The organism is [Mycobacterium] manitobense (assembly GCF_025821665.1).
In the GTDB taxonomy this organism is placed as follows: Bacteria; Actinomycetota; Actinomycetes; order Mycobacteriales; family Mycobacteriaceae; genus Mycobacterium; species Mycobacterium arseniciresistens.
The window spans coordinates 40451-56116 of the sequence record NZ_JACKSJ010000026.1 but is presented as its reverse complement, the minus strand read 5'-3'; the positions used below and the strand labels follow the sequence as shown (position 1 = coordinate 56116).

At 69.8% G+C, this 15666-nt stretch carries 15 protein-coding genes; 11 read left to right on the top strand and 4 right to left on the bottom strand.

Features of this window, described 5'->3' with window-relative positions:
• Positions 1–958 (top strand): HNH endonuclease signature motif containing protein (locus H7I41_RS04295; RefSeq protein WP_264011325.1); only part of this gene is annotated, 958 nt, incomplete at its 5' end.
• On the opposite strand, the gene H7I41_RS04290 is transcribed toward H7I41_RS04295, so the two are convergent.
• Together H7I41_RS04290 and H7I41_RS04285 are read right to left on the bottom strand one after the other, a co-directional pair.
• Positions 942–3884, bottom strand: coding sequence for an aminotransferase (locus H7I41_RS04290; RefSeq protein WP_264011324.1), 2943 nt, complete (start codon positions 3882–3884; stop codon positions 942–944). The two genes, H7I41_RS04295 and H7I41_RS04290, sit on opposite strands and share 17 nt — an antisense overlap.
• Positions 3881–4753: an alpha/beta fold hydrolase gene (locus H7I41_RS04285; RefSeq protein ID WP_264011323.1), complete on the bottom strand. Its 873-nt coding sequence runs from the start codon at positions 4751–4753 to the stop codon at positions 3881–3883. Before H7I41_RS04285 ends, H7I41_RS04290 begins: the two co-directional genes overlap by 4 nt.
• A gap of 85 nt (positions 4754–4838) precedes the next feature.
• Between H7I41_RS04285 and H7I41_RS04280 the strand changes: the two genes are divergently transcribed.
• The 5 genes from H7I41_RS04280 to H7I41_RS04260 all read left to right on the top strand — a co-directional run bounded on the left by H7I41_RS04280 (position 4839) and on the right by H7I41_RS04260 (position 8912).
• Positions 4839–5312, top strand: coding sequence for a VOC family protein (locus H7I41_RS04280; RefSeq protein WP_264011322.1), 474 nt, complete (start codon positions 4839–4841; stop codon positions 5310–5312).
• Positions 5313–5394: 82 nt separating this feature from the next.
• Entirely contained in the window at positions 5395–6021 is a 627-nt protein-coding gene (locus tag H7I41_RS04275; RefSeq protein WP_264011321.1) for an Rv1363c family protein, read from the top strand.
• Complete coding sequence (locus H7I41_RS04270; protein WP_264011320.1) at positions 6018–6746, top strand: Rv1363c family protein; 729 nt, start codon at positions 6018–6020, stop codon at positions 6744–6746. The genes H7I41_RS04275 and H7I41_RS04270 overlap by 4 nt, the downstream gene beginning before the upstream one ends.
• Positions 6747–6750: 4 nt before the next feature.
• Positions 6751–7656, top strand: coding sequence for an alpha/beta fold hydrolase (locus H7I41_RS04265; protein WP_264011319.1), 906 nt, complete (start codon positions 6751–6753; stop codon positions 7654–7656).
• A 2-nt stretch (positions 7657–7658) separates the two neighbouring features.
• Positions 7659–8912: a WS/DGAT/MGAT family O-acyltransferase gene (locus tag H7I41_RS04260; RefSeq protein WP_264011318.1), complete on the top strand. Its 1254-nt coding sequence runs from the start codon at positions 7659–7661 to the stop codon at positions 8910–8912.
• On the opposite strand, the gene H7I41_RS04255 is transcribed toward H7I41_RS04260, so the two are convergent.
• Positions 8879–9508, bottom strand: coding sequence for a TetR/AcrR family transcriptional regulator (locus H7I41_RS04255; protein ID WP_264011336.1), 630 nt, complete (start codon positions 9506–9508; stop codon positions 8879–8881). The genes H7I41_RS04260 and H7I41_RS04255 overlap by 34 nt on opposite strands.
• A 24-nt stretch (positions 9509–9532) precedes the next feature.
• Between H7I41_RS04255 and H7I41_RS04250 the strand changes: the two genes are divergently transcribed.
• The 3 genes from H7I41_RS04250 to H7I41_RS04240 all read left to right on the top strand — a co-directional run bounded on the left by H7I41_RS04250 (position 9533) and on the right by H7I41_RS04240 (position 12668).
• Entirely contained in the window at positions 9533–10297 is a 765-nt protein-coding gene (locus H7I41_RS04250) for an SDR family NAD(P)-dependent oxidoreductase (RefSeq protein WP_264011317.1), read from the top strand.
• A gap of 22 nt (positions 10298–10319) precedes the next feature.
• Positions 10320–10841 carry a DoxX family protein gene (locus tag H7I41_RS04245; RefSeq protein WP_264011316.1) on the top strand — a complete coding sequence of 174 codons (522 nt, stop codon included), beginning with the start codon at positions 10320–10322 and terminating at the stop codon, positions 10839–10841.
• 84 nt (positions 10842–10925) lie between these two features.
• A complete protein-coding gene (locus tag H7I41_RS04240; RefSeq protein ID WP_264011315.1) occupies positions 10926–12668 on the top strand; it encodes a DUF3556 domain-containing protein in 1743 nt (580 codons plus the stop codon).
• Between the two features lie 38 nt (positions 12669–12706).
• Here the strand turns inward: H7I41_RS04240 and H7I41_RS04235 are convergent, their stop codons facing one another.
• Entirely contained in the window at positions 12707–13498 is a 792-nt protein-coding gene (locus H7I41_RS04235; RefSeq protein ID WP_264011314.1) for a FadR/GntR family transcriptional regulator, read from the bottom strand.
• Positions 13499–13700: 202 nt separating this feature from the next.
• Between H7I41_RS04235 and H7I41_RS04230 the strand changes: the two genes are divergently transcribed.
• Together H7I41_RS04230 and H7I41_RS04225 are read left to right on the top strand one after the other, a co-directional pair.
• Positions 13701–14846, top strand: a complete 1146-nt coding sequence (locus H7I41_RS04230; protein WP_264011313.1) for a thiolase family protein — start codon at positions 13701–13703, stop codon at positions 14844–14846.
• Positions 14843–15658 carry a crotonase/enoyl-CoA hydratase family protein gene (locus H7I41_RS04225; RefSeq protein ID WP_264011312.1) on the top strand — a complete coding sequence of 272 codons (816 nt, stop codon included), beginning with the start codon at positions 14843–14845 and terminating at the stop codon, positions 15656–15658. The genes H7I41_RS04230 and H7I41_RS04225 overlap by 4 nt, the downstream gene beginning before the upstream one ends.
• The last annotated feature ends 8 nt before the right edge of the window (positions 15659–15666 follow it).

The following is a 15666-nucleotide window of genomic DNA, read 5'->3' as shown; positions in this document are numbered from 1 at the left end:
CGATCCCCGCACCAAGAAGCAGCGCCGCGTCGATGCCATCGAAGCCATCTCCAGCGGCGCCGACCACCTGCAGTGCCAATGCGGCAATCCCGACTGCCCGAACAAGGACGCCGTCGCCGCACCCTTCGTCATCCATGTCGTGAACGGACCCGCCGAGCACCCGGACACCGAAGCCCAACCGGGCGAGCCCGCCGAGTCCGCCGAGACCGCCGCCGAGTCGGCTGAGGCCGAGGCCGACAACGAATCCACCGACGAGCCAGAGCCGGCGGACGACCCTGCCGACGCCGACTCGGTGGCCACGCTCGTGCACAACGACGGCATCCTGCCGCCCGAACAGATCGCCAACCTGGCCGAGCACGCCACCATCCGCCCACTGATCCATCCCGGCGACGCCGGCCCCGAACCGCGCTACACCCCCTCGCGCAAGCTGGCAGAGTTCGTGCGGTGCCGCGACATGGGCTGCCGATTCCCGGGCTGCGACGTGGCGGCCTGGAAGGCCGACATCGACCACACCATCCCCTACAGCCAGGGCGGACCGACCCAGGCGTCGAACCTGAAATGCCTGTGCCGCCTGCACCATTTGATCAAGACCTTCTGGGGCTGGCGAGACCAACAACACCGCGACGGCACCGTCATCTGGACCAGCCCGGCGGGCCAGACCTACACCACCAGGCCGGGCAGCGCCGTGCTGTTCCCCAGCCTCTGCGCACCGGCAGCCGCCGTCATCCGACGCGACACCCACGACGACCCATCCGGTGAGCGCACAACGGCAACGCACCCGAGCCCAGAACAAAGCCGCCCGCATTGCCGCCGAACGCCAACAGAACCGCGAACACCGCGAAGCCCGCCGCCGCGCCCGCCGACAAGCACTCGACGCACTGTTCGCCCCCAAGCCACCACCGCAACCCGGCGACGAACCACCACCCTTCTAGCGGGAGCGGTTACCACCCCTCGGTGAGCACGCGATCAAGCGTGTCCACGTAGAAGTCGGCGGATTCGACGTCGATGCACAACGGCGGCTTCGTCTTCAAAATGTTCGAATGGTCGCCGGTCGGCTGGATGATCACCCCGAGCTCGAGCATGCGCTCGCAGATCGCGGCCGTCTCCTCCTTGGCTGGCGCCAACGATTCCGGATCGCGGATCATCTCGACGCCGAGGTACAACCCGATCCCGTGCACCGTACCGATGATCGGGTGCCGGGTCTGCAGTTCCTGCAACCGTGCCTTGAGGTGCGCGCCGACATCCGCCGCATTCTGCTGCAGGGCCTCGTCGCGCAGCACATCCAGCACGGCGATACCGATCGCGCACGACACCGGACTGCCGCCGGTCGAGGAGAAGAAGTAGCCCTGCGACCTGAAGGCTTCGGCAACAGCTCTGCTGGTCACCACCGCCCCGAGCGGTGATCCGTTGCCGGTCGACTTCGCCATCGACACGATGTCCGGCACCACGCCCTGCTGCTGAAAACCCCAGAACCAGTGGCCGAGTCGGCCGTAGCCGACCTGCACCTCGTCGGCGATCGCCAAGCCGCCCGCCCCGCGCAGAGCCGCGTACACCTGCTCGAGGTACCCGTCCGGCAGCGCCATCCCTCCGGCGTTCCCGTAGACCGCCTCACAGATGAACGCCGCGGGTGGCCTACCCTCGGCGACGAACTGTTCGATCCGGGCCACGGCGTCGGCCGCGTAACGGTTCACGTCTTCGCCGCGGTACGTCCCGCGGAAGCTGTTCGGCGAGTCGACGGTGTGCACCCAGTCCGGCCGCGTGGCAACGGCATTGGGATTGTCCGCCGTCGACGTCGACACCGCGTCCGTCGCATACGTCCACCCGTGATAGGCCTCCCGCACCGCCACCACGTCGCGCCTACCCGTCGCCGCCAGTGCCAGCCGCATCGCCAGATCACTGGCCTCCGACCCCGAGTTCACCAGGAACACGGTGTCCAGCGGCTCCGGCAGCGTCGCCGCGAGCCGCTCGCTGAACTCGACCACCGCCTCATAGTTGAACCGCGAGTTGGTGTTCAGCTTGCGCAACTGCCGCGCCGCGGCATCGGCCACCCGCGGGTGCGCATGCCCCAGCACCGTCACGTTGTTGACCATGTCCAGGTAGCAGCGCCCCGACGTCGACATCAGGAAGTGCCGCCAGCCCCGCTCGATCCGCGGCGGCCGGCGGTAGTAGTGCTCCTGGACGGGCGCGAAACTCCTGTCGCGCCGCGCCATCAGATCACCGTCGACCGCGTCCGACTCGACTGCGGCGAGTCCGAGCAGTGGCGACGGATCCCGCGCCAACGCCAGCCACCCCCGGGAAAACTCTGGCCGCACCAGCGCGGGCGCTCGCGGCGCCCCGACCGGCTGCACCGTCACCTCACACCAGCGGCCCGCGACCGCCTCGCCGAGCGACGCACCCGCGGCGACGCGTCCGGTCGGCGCACCGGCGACCCCGGTCAGCCTCAGCTCGAACTCCGCACCGCGAAGCACCGCGGCACCGTCGACGTGCTCGACCTCGCCGTCCCACGGCGCCACCAGGCCGACGTCCTCCGCCGGCCACACCCCGATCCCCGTGGGGACGACGTCGGCGCTGCGGTGGCTCAACCTCTGCGCGCGGCTCAGGCGCGGCTCACCGAACCGGGTGACCGCCAACGCAGCCCCGATGCCCACAGCGGCGCGCGCGGCCGCGTCCTCGACGTCATCGCGCAGCCACCCGCCCGGGACGAAGGCATCGTCGTACGCATCAGATGTCACCGAAAGATCAAGCGTGACAATTTCGTTCGGATAGATTCCCGCGACCAGCGTGCCGGCCGGCAGCGCGGCCGGCGCCGCCATCCCGAGTTCCGCCCGCAGCAGTGCCGTCATCACGTCCTGCGGCACCGACACCGCCTGTTCGAACATCCGCCATTCACCGTCGGCGTGCTCGGTGACGTAGTCGTTTTCCGGGTCGATCGCCGCCTGCTGCGCGCCGCTGACGATCAGCACCGCGGTCCGCAACACCAGCATCGGCCACAGCGCGTCGACCTCCGACGGACTCAGCGGTCGCACCTCGTGGAACGCGCGCACCGCAGGCAGGATCGACGTCGGATCGGCGCCGGGATGCCCGAGCACCGAGGACGCCGTGATCGCCAACTCCGAGACCGCCCAACTCGTGGTGAGGTCGCCGAAGTCGATCACCCCGTCCGGCCGCACCGATCCGTCGGCCGCGCGCGACACCACCACGTTGGCATCGGTGAGATCCAGATGCACCGGCTGGCAGGGCAACTCGTCGGCCAGCTGTTCGATCCGCGTCCAGGCGTCCCGCGCGGCCTGCTCGACGAGCGCACGACGGGACGGGTCATCGACGTGGTGGCCGAGCGCCGCCACCACATCCGCGCCGTAGCGCAGATCCCATTGCAGGATCCGGTCCAGGCCCGGGTGCTCGAACCCGGCCAGCGCGCGGCTCACTCGCCCGGCGATGTCACCCAGCGCGCCGACCGCGGCCGGCGACAGATAGCCGGCGTCCAACAGCGTCCCGCCGGGCAGGAAGCGCAGCCACCGCACGTACGCGGTCCGGTCCAGCAGTCCGTCCACCGCCGTGCACGTGGCACCGGTCCGGTTCGCCAAGGGAACCGCGATTCGCAACCCCGGTTCGGCTGCTTCGATGAGCGCGGTCGCCTCGTCCTGTGCCGCCAGTTCGGTTCCGGTGAACGCCGGGTTGGCGATCTTCAACACTCCGAGCACGTCACCGTCGTCAGCGCGGACGATGAAGTTCCTGTCCTGCTGGCTGCCCAGCGACTCGGCGCGCCCGGTCACGCCGTAGTGCGTGCTCAGCAGCTCTTCGGCCTGCGCCTCGGTCACCTGCGGCGCAGGCAGTTCCGGCTCGGCGAGGAAGTTGAAGCCGACGGTGCGGCGGTCGTTGCTCACCGGCTGACGAAGGACACCACGACTTCGGTGAAGGCGTCGTTGTCGTCGCCCGCCGCCGTGTGGCCCGCGTCGGCCAGTTCGACGAACTCCGCCGCAGGCACCTTGGCGAGGAAGTCTCTGACCCCTTCGGCGCTCACCACGTCGGAGAGCTTGCCACGGATGAGGAGTATCGGGATGGTCAACTCGATGGCCGATTGTTCGAGCTGATCCTCCCGGACGAACGGGTCGTCGTTCGGGGCGGTGAGGAACGCCGGATCCCAGTGCCAGTACCAGCGGCCGTCGCGCTGCCGGAGGTTCTTCTTCAGGCCCTCGGGACTTCGGGGCTTGGCGCGGTGCGGCAGATACTCGGCGACGGCGTCGGCGGCCTCCTCGAGCGAGTCGAAGCCGTGCACGTGGCTGAACATGAAGTCGCGGATGCGCGCGCTGCCGTCCTTCTCATAGCGCGGCACCACGTCGACGAGCACCAGTTGGGTGACCTTCTCCGGCCCCGCCCGGTGCGCGACCGTGATGCCGGTCAACCCGCCCATGCTGGCCCCGATCAACGCGACCGGCCTGCCGATCTGATCGATCACGGCGAGCGTGTCGGTGCACAGCGCCTCGACCGTGTAGTTGGCCTCGGGGGAGCGGTCGCTGTCGCCGTGGCCCCGGCTGTCCAGCGCGACCACATGCAGCCCCTGATCGGCCAGGATCTGGCCGGTCTTCTTCCACGAGAAGCGGTTCTGACCCCCGCCGTGCAGCATCAACACAGTCGGTCTGCCGGCCGCGGACTCCGCACCGCGATTCCACTCGTCGGCGACCAGTGACAGCCCCTCCGCGCCGCGGAAGGTGACGGTCTGCGGCTGGATCTGATCGGACTTCGCGGTGCTCACAGCCTCACGCTATCGCGGCGGCGATGAGGTTCTCGGCTGGGTCGAGTCTCCCTTCATACGAGGTCTCCAGCAGAAAGGATTCGCCATGCCCGCCATCACGCCGTCGCTGTGGTTCGACGACAACGTGGAGGAAGCCGCCGCGTTCTACACATCGGTGTTCCCCAACTCCCACATCGAGCAGATGTACCGCTACACCGAAGCCGGGCCCGGCACGCCCGGGGAGGTGGCATACGGCACGTTCGTCCTGGACGGCACCCGCTTCCTCGGCATCAACGGCGGCCCCGCCTTCCAGTTCTCCGAAGCGGTGTCCTTCGAGGTGCTCTGCGCCGACCAGGACGAGGTCGACCACTACTGGAACAGCCTGGTCGACGGCGGCGAGGAGTCGCAGTGCGGCTGGCTCAAGGACCGCTTCGGGCTGAGCTGGCAGATCGTGCCGAAGCGGCTCTACGAGTTGCTGAACGATCCCGACCCGGCCCGCGCGGCGGCCGCGACGAAGGCGATGCTGGGCATGCAGAAGATCCTCGTCGCCGAACTGGAGGACGCCGTCGCCGCAGTCTGAGCCGCCCATCCTCCGGGGAGTCGCCCAGGTCGCGGATCGCCGTCCCGTACTTTGAAGGCGGAGTGCCGCGAAGGAGCGACCAATGGCAAAGCACGCCGCCCCGGCGGACTGGGGCGTCGACGGTGACGTCGGCGAGCCGGATGCCGACGTCGAGTCCGTATCCGAGGATGCAGACAGCGGCGACACGGCGGACGCCCGGAAGAAGCGACGCGGAGCGCCCTGGTCACTGATCCGGCTGGCCACCGTGGCCGGCCTCGTCGTGGTGCTTGCGCTCGCCGGGTTGACCGGCTGGCTCGGCTACCAGGCCTGGCAGGCACACCAAGCCGAGCAGCAGCGCGAACGCTTCCTCGAAACCGGCCGCCAGGGTGTGCTCAACCTGACCTCGGTGGACTGGCAGCAGGCCGAGGGCGACGTGCAGCGCATCCTCGACTCGTCGACCGGCGGGTTCTACGACCAGTTCCAGCGGCGGGCCGCGCCCTACACCGAGGTGGTCAAGCAGGCGCAGTCGAAGTCCGTCGGCACCATCCAGCAGGCCGCCCTGGAGTCGGTGTCCGACACCGGTGACTCGGCGAAGGTGCTCGTGGCGGTGTCGATCGCGGCGTCGAACGCCGGCGCGCCTGACCAACCGCTGCGGTTCTGGCGGATGCGGGTGACCGTGGACGAGGTCGACGGCCAGATGAAGGTGTCGGACGTGGAGTTCGTGCAGTGAGCACCGAGAAGGATCCCATCGAGCCCGACGCCCCCGAGGTCATCGAAGCCGGCGAGGTCACCGAGTCCGACACTCCCGCGGTCACCGAGCCCGACGACACTCCCGCGGTCACCGAGCCCGACGACACCCCCGAGGTCACTGAGCCCGACGACACCCCGGACGTCGCGGAGCCCGAGGCCACCGCGGAGCCGTCCGAGCCCGAGGACACCGCGGAGGTTGCGGAGCCCGAGCCCCGGGCCGGCATCCCGTGGGCCAGGGTGCTGGCCTTCGGTGTGCTGCCCGCGCTCGCGCTGATCCTCGCGATCTCCGCGGGCCTGCTCAAGTGGCAGGTCAACGAGGCGCGTGAGGCCGATGCGGCCCGCGCCGAGAGCCTGCAGGCCGCGCGCAACACCGTGGCGCTCATGCTGACCTACGACCCCGCGGAGATCGACCAGCAACTCGCCGAAGCCCGCGATCTGCTCACCGGCCCCTTCCGCGACACCTACATCACCATGACCAACGACATCGTGATCCCCGGCGCCAAGCAGCAAGGCATCACGGCCGTCGCCTCCGTTCCCGGCGCCGCGATCGAATCGGTCGACAAGAACCGTGCGGTCACGATGCTCTACGTCAATCAGAAGGTCAGCGTCGGCGGGCAGATGCCCACCGACAACCTGTCGACGGTGCGGGTGACCCTCGACAAGGTCGGCGATCGGTGGCTCGTCTCGCAGTTCGAGCCGGTGTGAGCGCATGAGTGAACCCGGCTGGCTCGACGTGAGCGTCCCCGCGGGACGGCTGCGGGCGCTGACATGGGGTCCCGAGGACGGCCCGGTCGCCCTGTGCCTGCACGGTTTCCCGGACACCGCGTACGGCTGGCGGAAACTGGCGCCCGCGCTCGTCGCCGCCGGATGGCGGGTGGTGGCGCCGTTCATGCGCGGCTACGTGCCGTCGTCCCTGCCGTCCGACGGGAGCTACCACGTCGGAGCCCTGATGGACGATGCCCTCCGGGTGCTGCAGGCCGCAGGCCCGACGGGGCGCGACGTCGTCATCGGCCACGACTGGGGCGCGATCGCGACCGCGGGGCTGGCGGCGATGCCCGACAGTCCGTTCGCGAAGACCGTCATCATGTCGGTGCCCCCGCCGGCCAGCTTCCAGCCGATCGGCCGGCTGCCGGACCGCGGCAGGCTGGCCGCCCAGCTGCCCCGCCAGCTGATGCGCAGCTGGTACATCACCTACTTCCAGCTGCCGTTCCTGCCCGACCGGTCCGCCTCCTGGGTGGTGCCCCGCCTGTGGCGGCAGTGGTCTCCGGGCTACTCCGCCGGTGAGGACATCCGCCACGTCGACGCGGCGATCGGCGCGCCCGAGCGCTGGCGGGCCGCGCTCGGCTACTACCGCGCGACAGTGCGCAACACCAAGCCACCGGAGCAGTACGCCGAACTGCACCGGCACTGGCTGTCCGCGCCCAAGCTGCCGACGCTGTACCTGCACGGCGCCGACGACGGCTGCGCCGCACCGGATTACGCCCAATGGGTGCAGCCGGTCCTGCCCGCGGGCAGCGACATGGCGATCGTGGCGCGGGCCGGCCACTTCCTGCAGCTCGAGCAGCCCGACGAGGTGGGCCGCCACATCGTCGGGTTCGTCGGCGCCGCGCGATAGCGATGCGCCGGCTCGCCGCGGCCGACGCCCAGACCCACTGGCTGTCCGCCAAGATGCCCAGCGACCAATTCCTGGTGTACGGCTTCGCGGGCGGCCCCGACGACCCGCGGGAGGCGCTCGAGCCGGTGCGTCAACGTGCCCGCGGCTGCGGCGAGTTGCGGCTGCGGGTGCGCGAACACGGGCCGCTGACCTACCCCGAGTGGGCGCGCGCCGACATCGACGACCGCCAATTCTGCGTGCACGAACTCGACCACCGCAGCTGGCCCAACTGTCTGGCCGCGATCCGCCGGCTCGCCGACGGCCAGCTCGACGCCCGCGAGATGACCTGGCGGCTGCACCTTTTCGGCGCTGTCGAGGCCATCCCCGGCGCCGACCGCCCGGGCACCGTCGCGGTGCTGCAGACCACCCACGCTCTCGCCGACGGGGTGCGCAGCTCGGCGCTGGCCGCCCTGTTGTTCGGCAGGCCCGGTGGCGTCGAGCCGGTGCCGACGGCATGCTGGCCCGCGTCCCGACTGCCCGGCCGGGCAATCAAAGCCGCACGGACCCATCGCCGACTGCTGCGCGATGTCGCCGCCGGACACACACCGCCGCAGGCGGATACCCGTCCACCGCTGCGCACCAACGCCAGGCCGTCCGGTGAGCGGCACGTCCGGACGATCGTCCGGCGCCGACAGGCGCTGCCCGGGCCCACGGTGACGACGGGTGTGCTGGCGGCCGTGTCGGGTGCGCTGGCCGCGCAGCTGCGCGAACTCGGCGACGACCCCGCCACCCTCGGCGCCGAGGTGCCGATGGCCACGGCCGGGAAAAGGCTGGCGCACAATCATTTCGGGAACGTCGGCGTCGATCTGCACCCTGAGCTCGACTTCGTCGGCCGGGCCCACCGGATCGCGCAGGACCTCGCCGACCGCAGACGCCGTGCCGCGCATCCGGGCATGCGGGCAGCCGGCCTGGCATTCGCCGCCACGCCGGCCCCGCTGCTGCGCTGGGGCGTCGCTCAGTTCGACCCCGACGTGCGGGCGCCGCTCGTCATCGGCAACACCGTCGTCTCGAGCGTCGACAGGGGGGCCGCCGACCTGAGCTTCGGGGGCGCGCCGGTGGTGGTCACCACCGGATTCCCCGAACTCTCGCCGATGGTGGGACTGGCCCACGGTGTGCACGGCATCGGCGACACCATCGCGGTCAGCGTGCATGCGGCCGAGTCGGCGATCGGGGACGTCGACGCCTACACGGCGCGGCTGGCCGCGGCGCTGGGCTGAGAGGCGCGCAACGAGGCGATCCCCACGTCGAGCGCGGCCTCCAGGTAGCTCAGGTCGCCGGTGCTGAGCAGCACCGACACCCCGCCCTGGATGCCGGCCAGCAGGGCCGCAGCGGCACGCTGCGGATCCACCGACGCGGCGATCTTGTTCTGCGCCTGCATCGCCCGTACGCCGGCCTCGATCTCCATCCGCCAGCGGTCGACCAGTGTCGTCGTCACCGCGTGCGCGCCGGGCGTGCGGCCGATTTCGGACATCACCGTGGACAGCGGACACATCCGGCCCTGCCTGCGGTACCGCTCGACCACCACGTCGCGCCAACGCTGCCAGGCCGCCCACGACGTCAGCCTGCTCAGATGCGGCTGCTGGTCGGACAGCACCCGGTCGGCCTCCTGCGCGGCGACGGCGAGCAGCAGTTCTTCCTTGCCGCCCGGGAAATAGTGGAACAGCTGACTCTTCGAGGTCGCGGTGCGAGCCAGCACGTCGTCGAGCGTGGTGGCGACCGCACCGCTGACGCGGATCTCGGCTGCGGCGCCATCGATGATCCGCTGCCGGGTGGCGCGTCCCTTCGCGGTGAATTTCTGGACTTGCGGGTCCATTTTCATCGGAGCACTGTCGGACTCATGAGCACAAACGATACGCGGCCTGCGGGCCGCACCGCGCTGGTCACCGGCTCCACCGGAGGCCTCGGAACAGCCATCGCCCGGGCGCTCGCCGACGCCGGAGCCTTCGTCGTCGTGTCCGGCCGCAACAAGCAACGCGGTGACGCGGTCGTCGCCGAAATCCGCACCGCAGGAGGCGAAGCGGCCTTCGTCACGGCCGATCTGGGCGGGGGAGCGGAGTCCGTCCAAGCGCTGGCCGAGCACGCCGTCGCTGCCGCGGGCGGCCGGCTCGACATCCTCGTCAACAACGCCGCGACCCTGTTGATGCCGAAGCCGACGTCCGACATCACCGAGCAGGAACTGCGGGACGTGTTCGGCGTCAACGTGTTCGCACCGCTTCTGCTGACCGGGTTGCTCGCGCCCGCGATGGCCGAGCGCGGTGAGGGCGCGGTCGTCAACATCGGATCCAACACGGGCCTGCGCGGCAGCGCCGGTTCGGCCGTGTACTCCGGCAGCAAGGCGATCGCCCACTCCTTCACCAAGTCGTGGGCCGACGAGTACGGGCCGTCGGGGGTTCGGGTCAACGCCGTGGCGCCCGGACCGATCGCCACCGAACGCGCGGTGGAGTTCGCCGAGCACGTCGGGCCGATGCTGGCGCGCATCCCGTCGCGGCGGATGAGTACCCCCGAGGAGGTCGCCGCCGCGGTGGTGTTCCTCGCCGCCGACGACGCGTCGAACATCCACGGCGCTGTGCTGTCCATCGACGGGGGGTGGGCAGCCGTGTGACAGATGCCCTAGATTCTGTTACGTGGATGCCTACGATTTCGTCCTTCTGGTGCTGCGCGTCGTGCTCGGCCTGACCATGGCCGCGCACGGCTACAACAAGTTCTTCGGCGGCGGGCGCATCCCCGGCACCGCGGGCTGGTTCGAGAGCATCGGCATGAAGCCGGGCACGTTCCACGCCCGGGTGGCCGCCAGCACGGAGATGGCCGCGGGCATCGGCCTTGCCGTCGGGCTGCTCACCCCGGTGCCTGCCGCAGGCTTCGTGGCGCTGATGCTGGTGGCCGCATGGACGGTGCACCGCCACAACGGCTTCTTCATCGTCAAGGAGGGCTGGGAGTACAACCTGATCCTGGCCGTGACGGCCGTCGCGATCGCCGGAATCGGCGCGGGCAAGCTGAGCCTGGATTACGCGCTGTTCCACGGCACCGCCGTCTGGGATTACGTGCAGGGCTGGGGTGGCCTGGCCGTCGCGGTGGTCCTCGGCCTGGCCGGCGGCATCGGGCAGCTGGCGATCTTCTTCCGGCCGCCCGCCAAGACCGCGGGCTGATCCCGGCCCGGCGCGAGCCGGCGATGCAACGGTCATCGGACCAAGTGGGACCGCGGGACTAGAACACGTTCTAATCTGTCCGGCATGGGTTTTCTCAAACAGGACGCGCCCGTCGTCGACTATGCCGAATGGAGCAAGGGCACCCGCGCCGAGAGGATCGTGCCGATGGCCCGGCACTGGGCCGAGGTCGGCTTCGGCACGCCGGGCGTGCTGCACCTGTTCTACGTCGTCAAGATCCTGCTGTATGTGCTGGTCGCCTGGCTGATCGTGCTCAGCACCGACGGCATCGACGGGTTCACCGCCGTGGCCACGTGGTACGCCGAGCCGATCGTCTTCCAGAAGGTCGTGCTGTACACGATGCTATTCGAGGTGGTCGGCCTCGGCTGCGGCTTCGGACCGCTCAACAACCGGTTCTTCCCGCCGATGGGCTCCATCCTGTACTGGCTGCGGCCGAAGACCATTCGTCTGCCACCGTGGCCCGATCGCATCCCGCTGACCAAGGGCGACAGCCGCACCCCGTTCGACGTCGCGGTCTACGGCGCGCTGCTGGTGATGCTGGTGGTCGCGCTGTTCTCCGACGGCACCGGTCCCATCCCGGCACTCGGCACCGAGGTCGGCGTGCTGCCGATCTGGCAGACCGCGGCCGTGCTGGGCCTGCTCGCCGTCATCGGCCTGCGCGACAAGGTGATCTTCCTGGCCGCCCGCGGCGAGGTGTACGCCTCCCTCGCGGTGTGCTTCCTGTTCAGCGGCGCCGACATCATCATCGCCGCCAAGCTGGTGTGCCTGGTCATCTGGCTGGGGGCGGCGACGTCGAAACTCAACAAGCACTTCCCGTTCGTCATCTCGACGATGATGAGCAACAACCCGGTGTTCCGCCCGCGCTGGATCAAGCGCAGGTTCTTCGAGCACTTCCCCGACGACCTGCGGCCGGGCCGGGCCTCGCGCTGGCTCGCCCACTTCAGCACCGCCGTCGAGGGACTCGTGCCGCTGGTGCTGTTCTTCAGCCACGGCGGCTGGGCCGGTGCGATCGCGGCCTTCATCATGCTGGTGTTCCACTTCGGCATCCTGTCGTCGATCCCGATGGGGGTGCCGCTGGAGTGGAACGTCTTCATGATGTTCAGCGTGCTGGCGTTGTTCGTCGGCCATGCCGGCATCGGCCTGAGCGACCTGCAGAGTCCGTGGCCGATCGTGCTCTTCGCCGTCGTCGCCGGCACCGTGGTGCTGGGGAACCTGTTCCCGCGCAAGGTGTCCTTCCTGCCCGGCATGCGGTACTACGCCGGCAACTGGGACACCACGCTGTGGTGCGTGAAGCCGTCGGCGGCCGAGAAGATCACCGCGGGCCTCGTCGCGATCGCCGCCATGCCCGCCGCGCAGATGGAGAAGTACTACGGCAGCAAGGAGACCGCGGAGATGTACCTCTACATGGGGTACGCGTTCCGGTCGTTCAACAGCCACGGCCGGGCCATGTTCGCCCTGGCGCACCGCGCCATGGCCGGGCACAACGAGGACGACTACGTGCTGACCGACGGCGAGCGCATCTGCAGCACCGCGATCGGGTGGAACTTCGGCGACGGCCACATGCACAACGAGCAGCTGATCGCCGCCATGCAGAAGCGGTGCCATTTCGAACCCGGCGAGGTCAGGGTCGTTCTCATCGACGGTCAGCCCATCCACCGGCAGCGCCAGGAGTACCGACTGGTCGACGCGGCCACCGGCGAGTTCGAACGCGGCTACGTCGAGGTGGCCGACCTGGTGACGCGGCAACCGTGGGACGACACCGCGCCGGTGCACGTCACGTGGCAGAAGGACGGCGCCGACGCTACGTGAGCCTCAGCCCAGCACTTCGGGGGTGATCCGCAAGCTCCTCACCCCATCACGTCGCGGACCTTGACCGTCTCCAGTCCCTGCAGCAGCAGGCCCCGGGCCGTGTCGAGGTGCTTGCGCCAGTGGGCCTCCGCGGCCGCGCCGTCACCCGAGCGCATCAACTGCAACAGTCGGCGGTAGGACCGCATCAGCTTCTCGTAGTCGGCCTTCGACGGCGGATTGCTCTCGCTCATCGCGAAGGCGGTGTGGCGCACCGTGATCTCGTGCAGCATGCCCGCCATGATGTTCAGCGTCGCGTTGCCCGACAGCTCGACCATCCGGCGGTGGAACTCGCCGGTGGTCTCGGCCAGCCGGCCGGTGTCCCAGCCGATCGGCACGTCCTCGGCCAGCGTCCGCTCCAGCTCGTCGTAGGCGGCGGTGTCACCGGCCTCGGTGAGCAGCCGCACGGCCATCGGCTCGATGCCCGACCGGGCCGTCATCACGTCGGCGATCGTCGCGCCGCTCAGTTCGAGCAGCAGCCCCGCGGGCCGGGCGACGATCTCCGCCCCGGGGACGCGCACCCTGGCTCCGGTGCGCGAACCGCGGCGCACCTCGACCAGGCGCTCGGACTCGAGCACGCGGACGGCCTCGCGCAGCGTCGGGCGGCTGACGCCGAAGTGACTCATCAGCTCGGCCTCGTTCGGCAGGAAGTCGCCGTCCTTGAGCTGACCGTCGACCACCATCCGGCGCAGCGTGCCCGCCACCAGTTCGGCAGTCTTGGGGGAGCGCACGGTGTTCCCCGACATCACGGCACTCGCCCCCATCATCGGAGCCAGTGGTGTGGTTCGAGGCACGCGTTCTCTTCCGGTTCGGTGTTTGACCTGGCATCCAGGCCAGCTGTACAACTCAGTAAACCATGTGCGGCCCGGGCGACGGGCGCGAGTCCGACTCTACCAACCAGTAGGTTGACCTAGTAAACCTACTCGTCTACCTTCGGTGGCAATGCTCATCAGGGCCCTGCCCGGGCTCCAAGGTCGCGTTCAAAGGAGAACTTCCATGGCTGAAGCCGTCATCGTCGAGGCCGTGCGGTCGCCTGTCGGCAAGCGCAACGGCGGTCTGTCGGGCGTGCACCCCGCCGAACTCTCCGCGCAGGTGCTCAACGGCCTCGTCGAGCGCGCCGGCGTGGACCCGGCACTGGTCGACGACGTCATCTGGGGCTGCGTCATGCAGGCCGGCGAGCAGGCGCTCGACATCGCCCGCACCGCCCTGCTGACGGCCGGCTGGCCGGAGTCGGTGCCCGGGGTGACCGTGGACCGCCAGTGCGGGTCGAGCCAGCAGTCGGTGCACTTCGCCGCCGCAGGCGTGGTCGCAGGCCACTACGACGTCGTCGTCGCCGGCGGTGTCGAGGCCATGTCGCGCACACCGATGGGCGCGTCGCTGGCCAGTGGTGGCAACCCGTACCCGCAGGGCTTCAAGGACCGCTACCAGCAGACCCCGAACCAGGGGATCGGCGCCGAGATGATCGCCGAGCAGTGGGGCCTCGACCGCGCGACGCTCGACCAGTTCTCCCTCGACTCGCACGAGAAGGCCGCCGCTGCCCAGGATGCCGGCGCGTTCGACGACCAGATCGTGGCGATCAAGGACCAGGACGGCAACCCGGTGCTCAAGGACGAAGGCATCCGTCGCGGCACCACCCTGGAGAAGATGGGTCAGCTCAAGCCGGCGTTCAAGGAGGACGGCGTGATCCACGCCGGCAACTCCTCGCAGATCTCCGACGGATCGGCGGCGCTGCTGTTCATGTCCGCCGAGAAGGCCAAGGAGCTCGGCCTCAAGCCGCTGGCCAGGGTGCACACCGCGGTGCTGGCGGGCGCCGACCCGGTGATCATGCTGACCGCCCCGATCCCGGCCACCCAGAAGGCGCTCAAGCGATCGGGCCTGACCATCGACCAGATCGGCGCGTTCGAGGTCAACGAGGCCTTCGCTCCCGTGCCGCTGGCCTGGCTCAAGGACATCGGCGCCGACGAGAAGAACCTCAACCCCAACGGCGGCGCGATCGCGCTGGGTCACCCGCTCGGCGGCTCGGGTGCGCGCATCATGACCACGCTGCTCTACCACATGCGGGACAAGGGAATTCAGTACGGCCTGCAGACCATGTGCGAGGGCGGCGGCCAGGCCAACGCCACCATCCTCGAGCTGCTGTGACAGGAGCCGACACCACGACGGCCCCCGGCGCCCTCGTCGAGCGCCGGGGCAACGTCATGGTCATCACGATCAACCGGCCGGAGGCGCGCAACGCCATCAACTCCGCCGTGTCGATCGCCCTGGGCGACGCCCTCGAGCAGGCTCAGCAGGATCCGGATGTCCGGGTGGTCGTGGTCACGGGGGCGGGTGACAAATCCTTCTGTGCGGGAGCCGATCTCAAGGCGCTGTCGCGGGGCGAGAACATCGGTCACCCCGACCGGCCCGCGTGGGGCTTCGCCGGATACGTCCGCCACTTCATCGACAAGCCGACGATCGCGGCGGTCAACGGCACGGCGCTCGGCGGTGGCACCGAACTCGCACTCGCGAGCGACCTCGTCGTCGCCGGTGAGAGTGCCAAATTCGGTCTGCCGGAGGTCAAGCGGGGACTGATAGCGGCCGCGGGCGGGGTGTTCCGTCTCGTCGAGCAGATCCCGCGCAAGGTCGCGCTGCAGATGATGTTCACCGGAGAACCGATCACCTCGGACGAGGCGCTGAAGTGGGGCCTGATCAACGAGGTGGTGCCCGACGGCGAGGAAGGCGCAGTACTCGACGCCGCGCTGGCGCTGGCCGAACGGATCACCGTCAACGCTCCGCTGGCCGTGCAGGCCAGCAAGAGGGTCGCCATCGGCGCCGACGACCGCGTCGTGGCAGACGACGAGCCCGGCTGGACACGCACGAGGCGCGAAGTCGCCGTCGTCTTCAGCTCCGAGGACGCCAAAGAAGGACCGCTGGCCTTCGCGCAGAAGCGCGAGCCAGTATGGAAAGCCAAGTGAGGAAACAA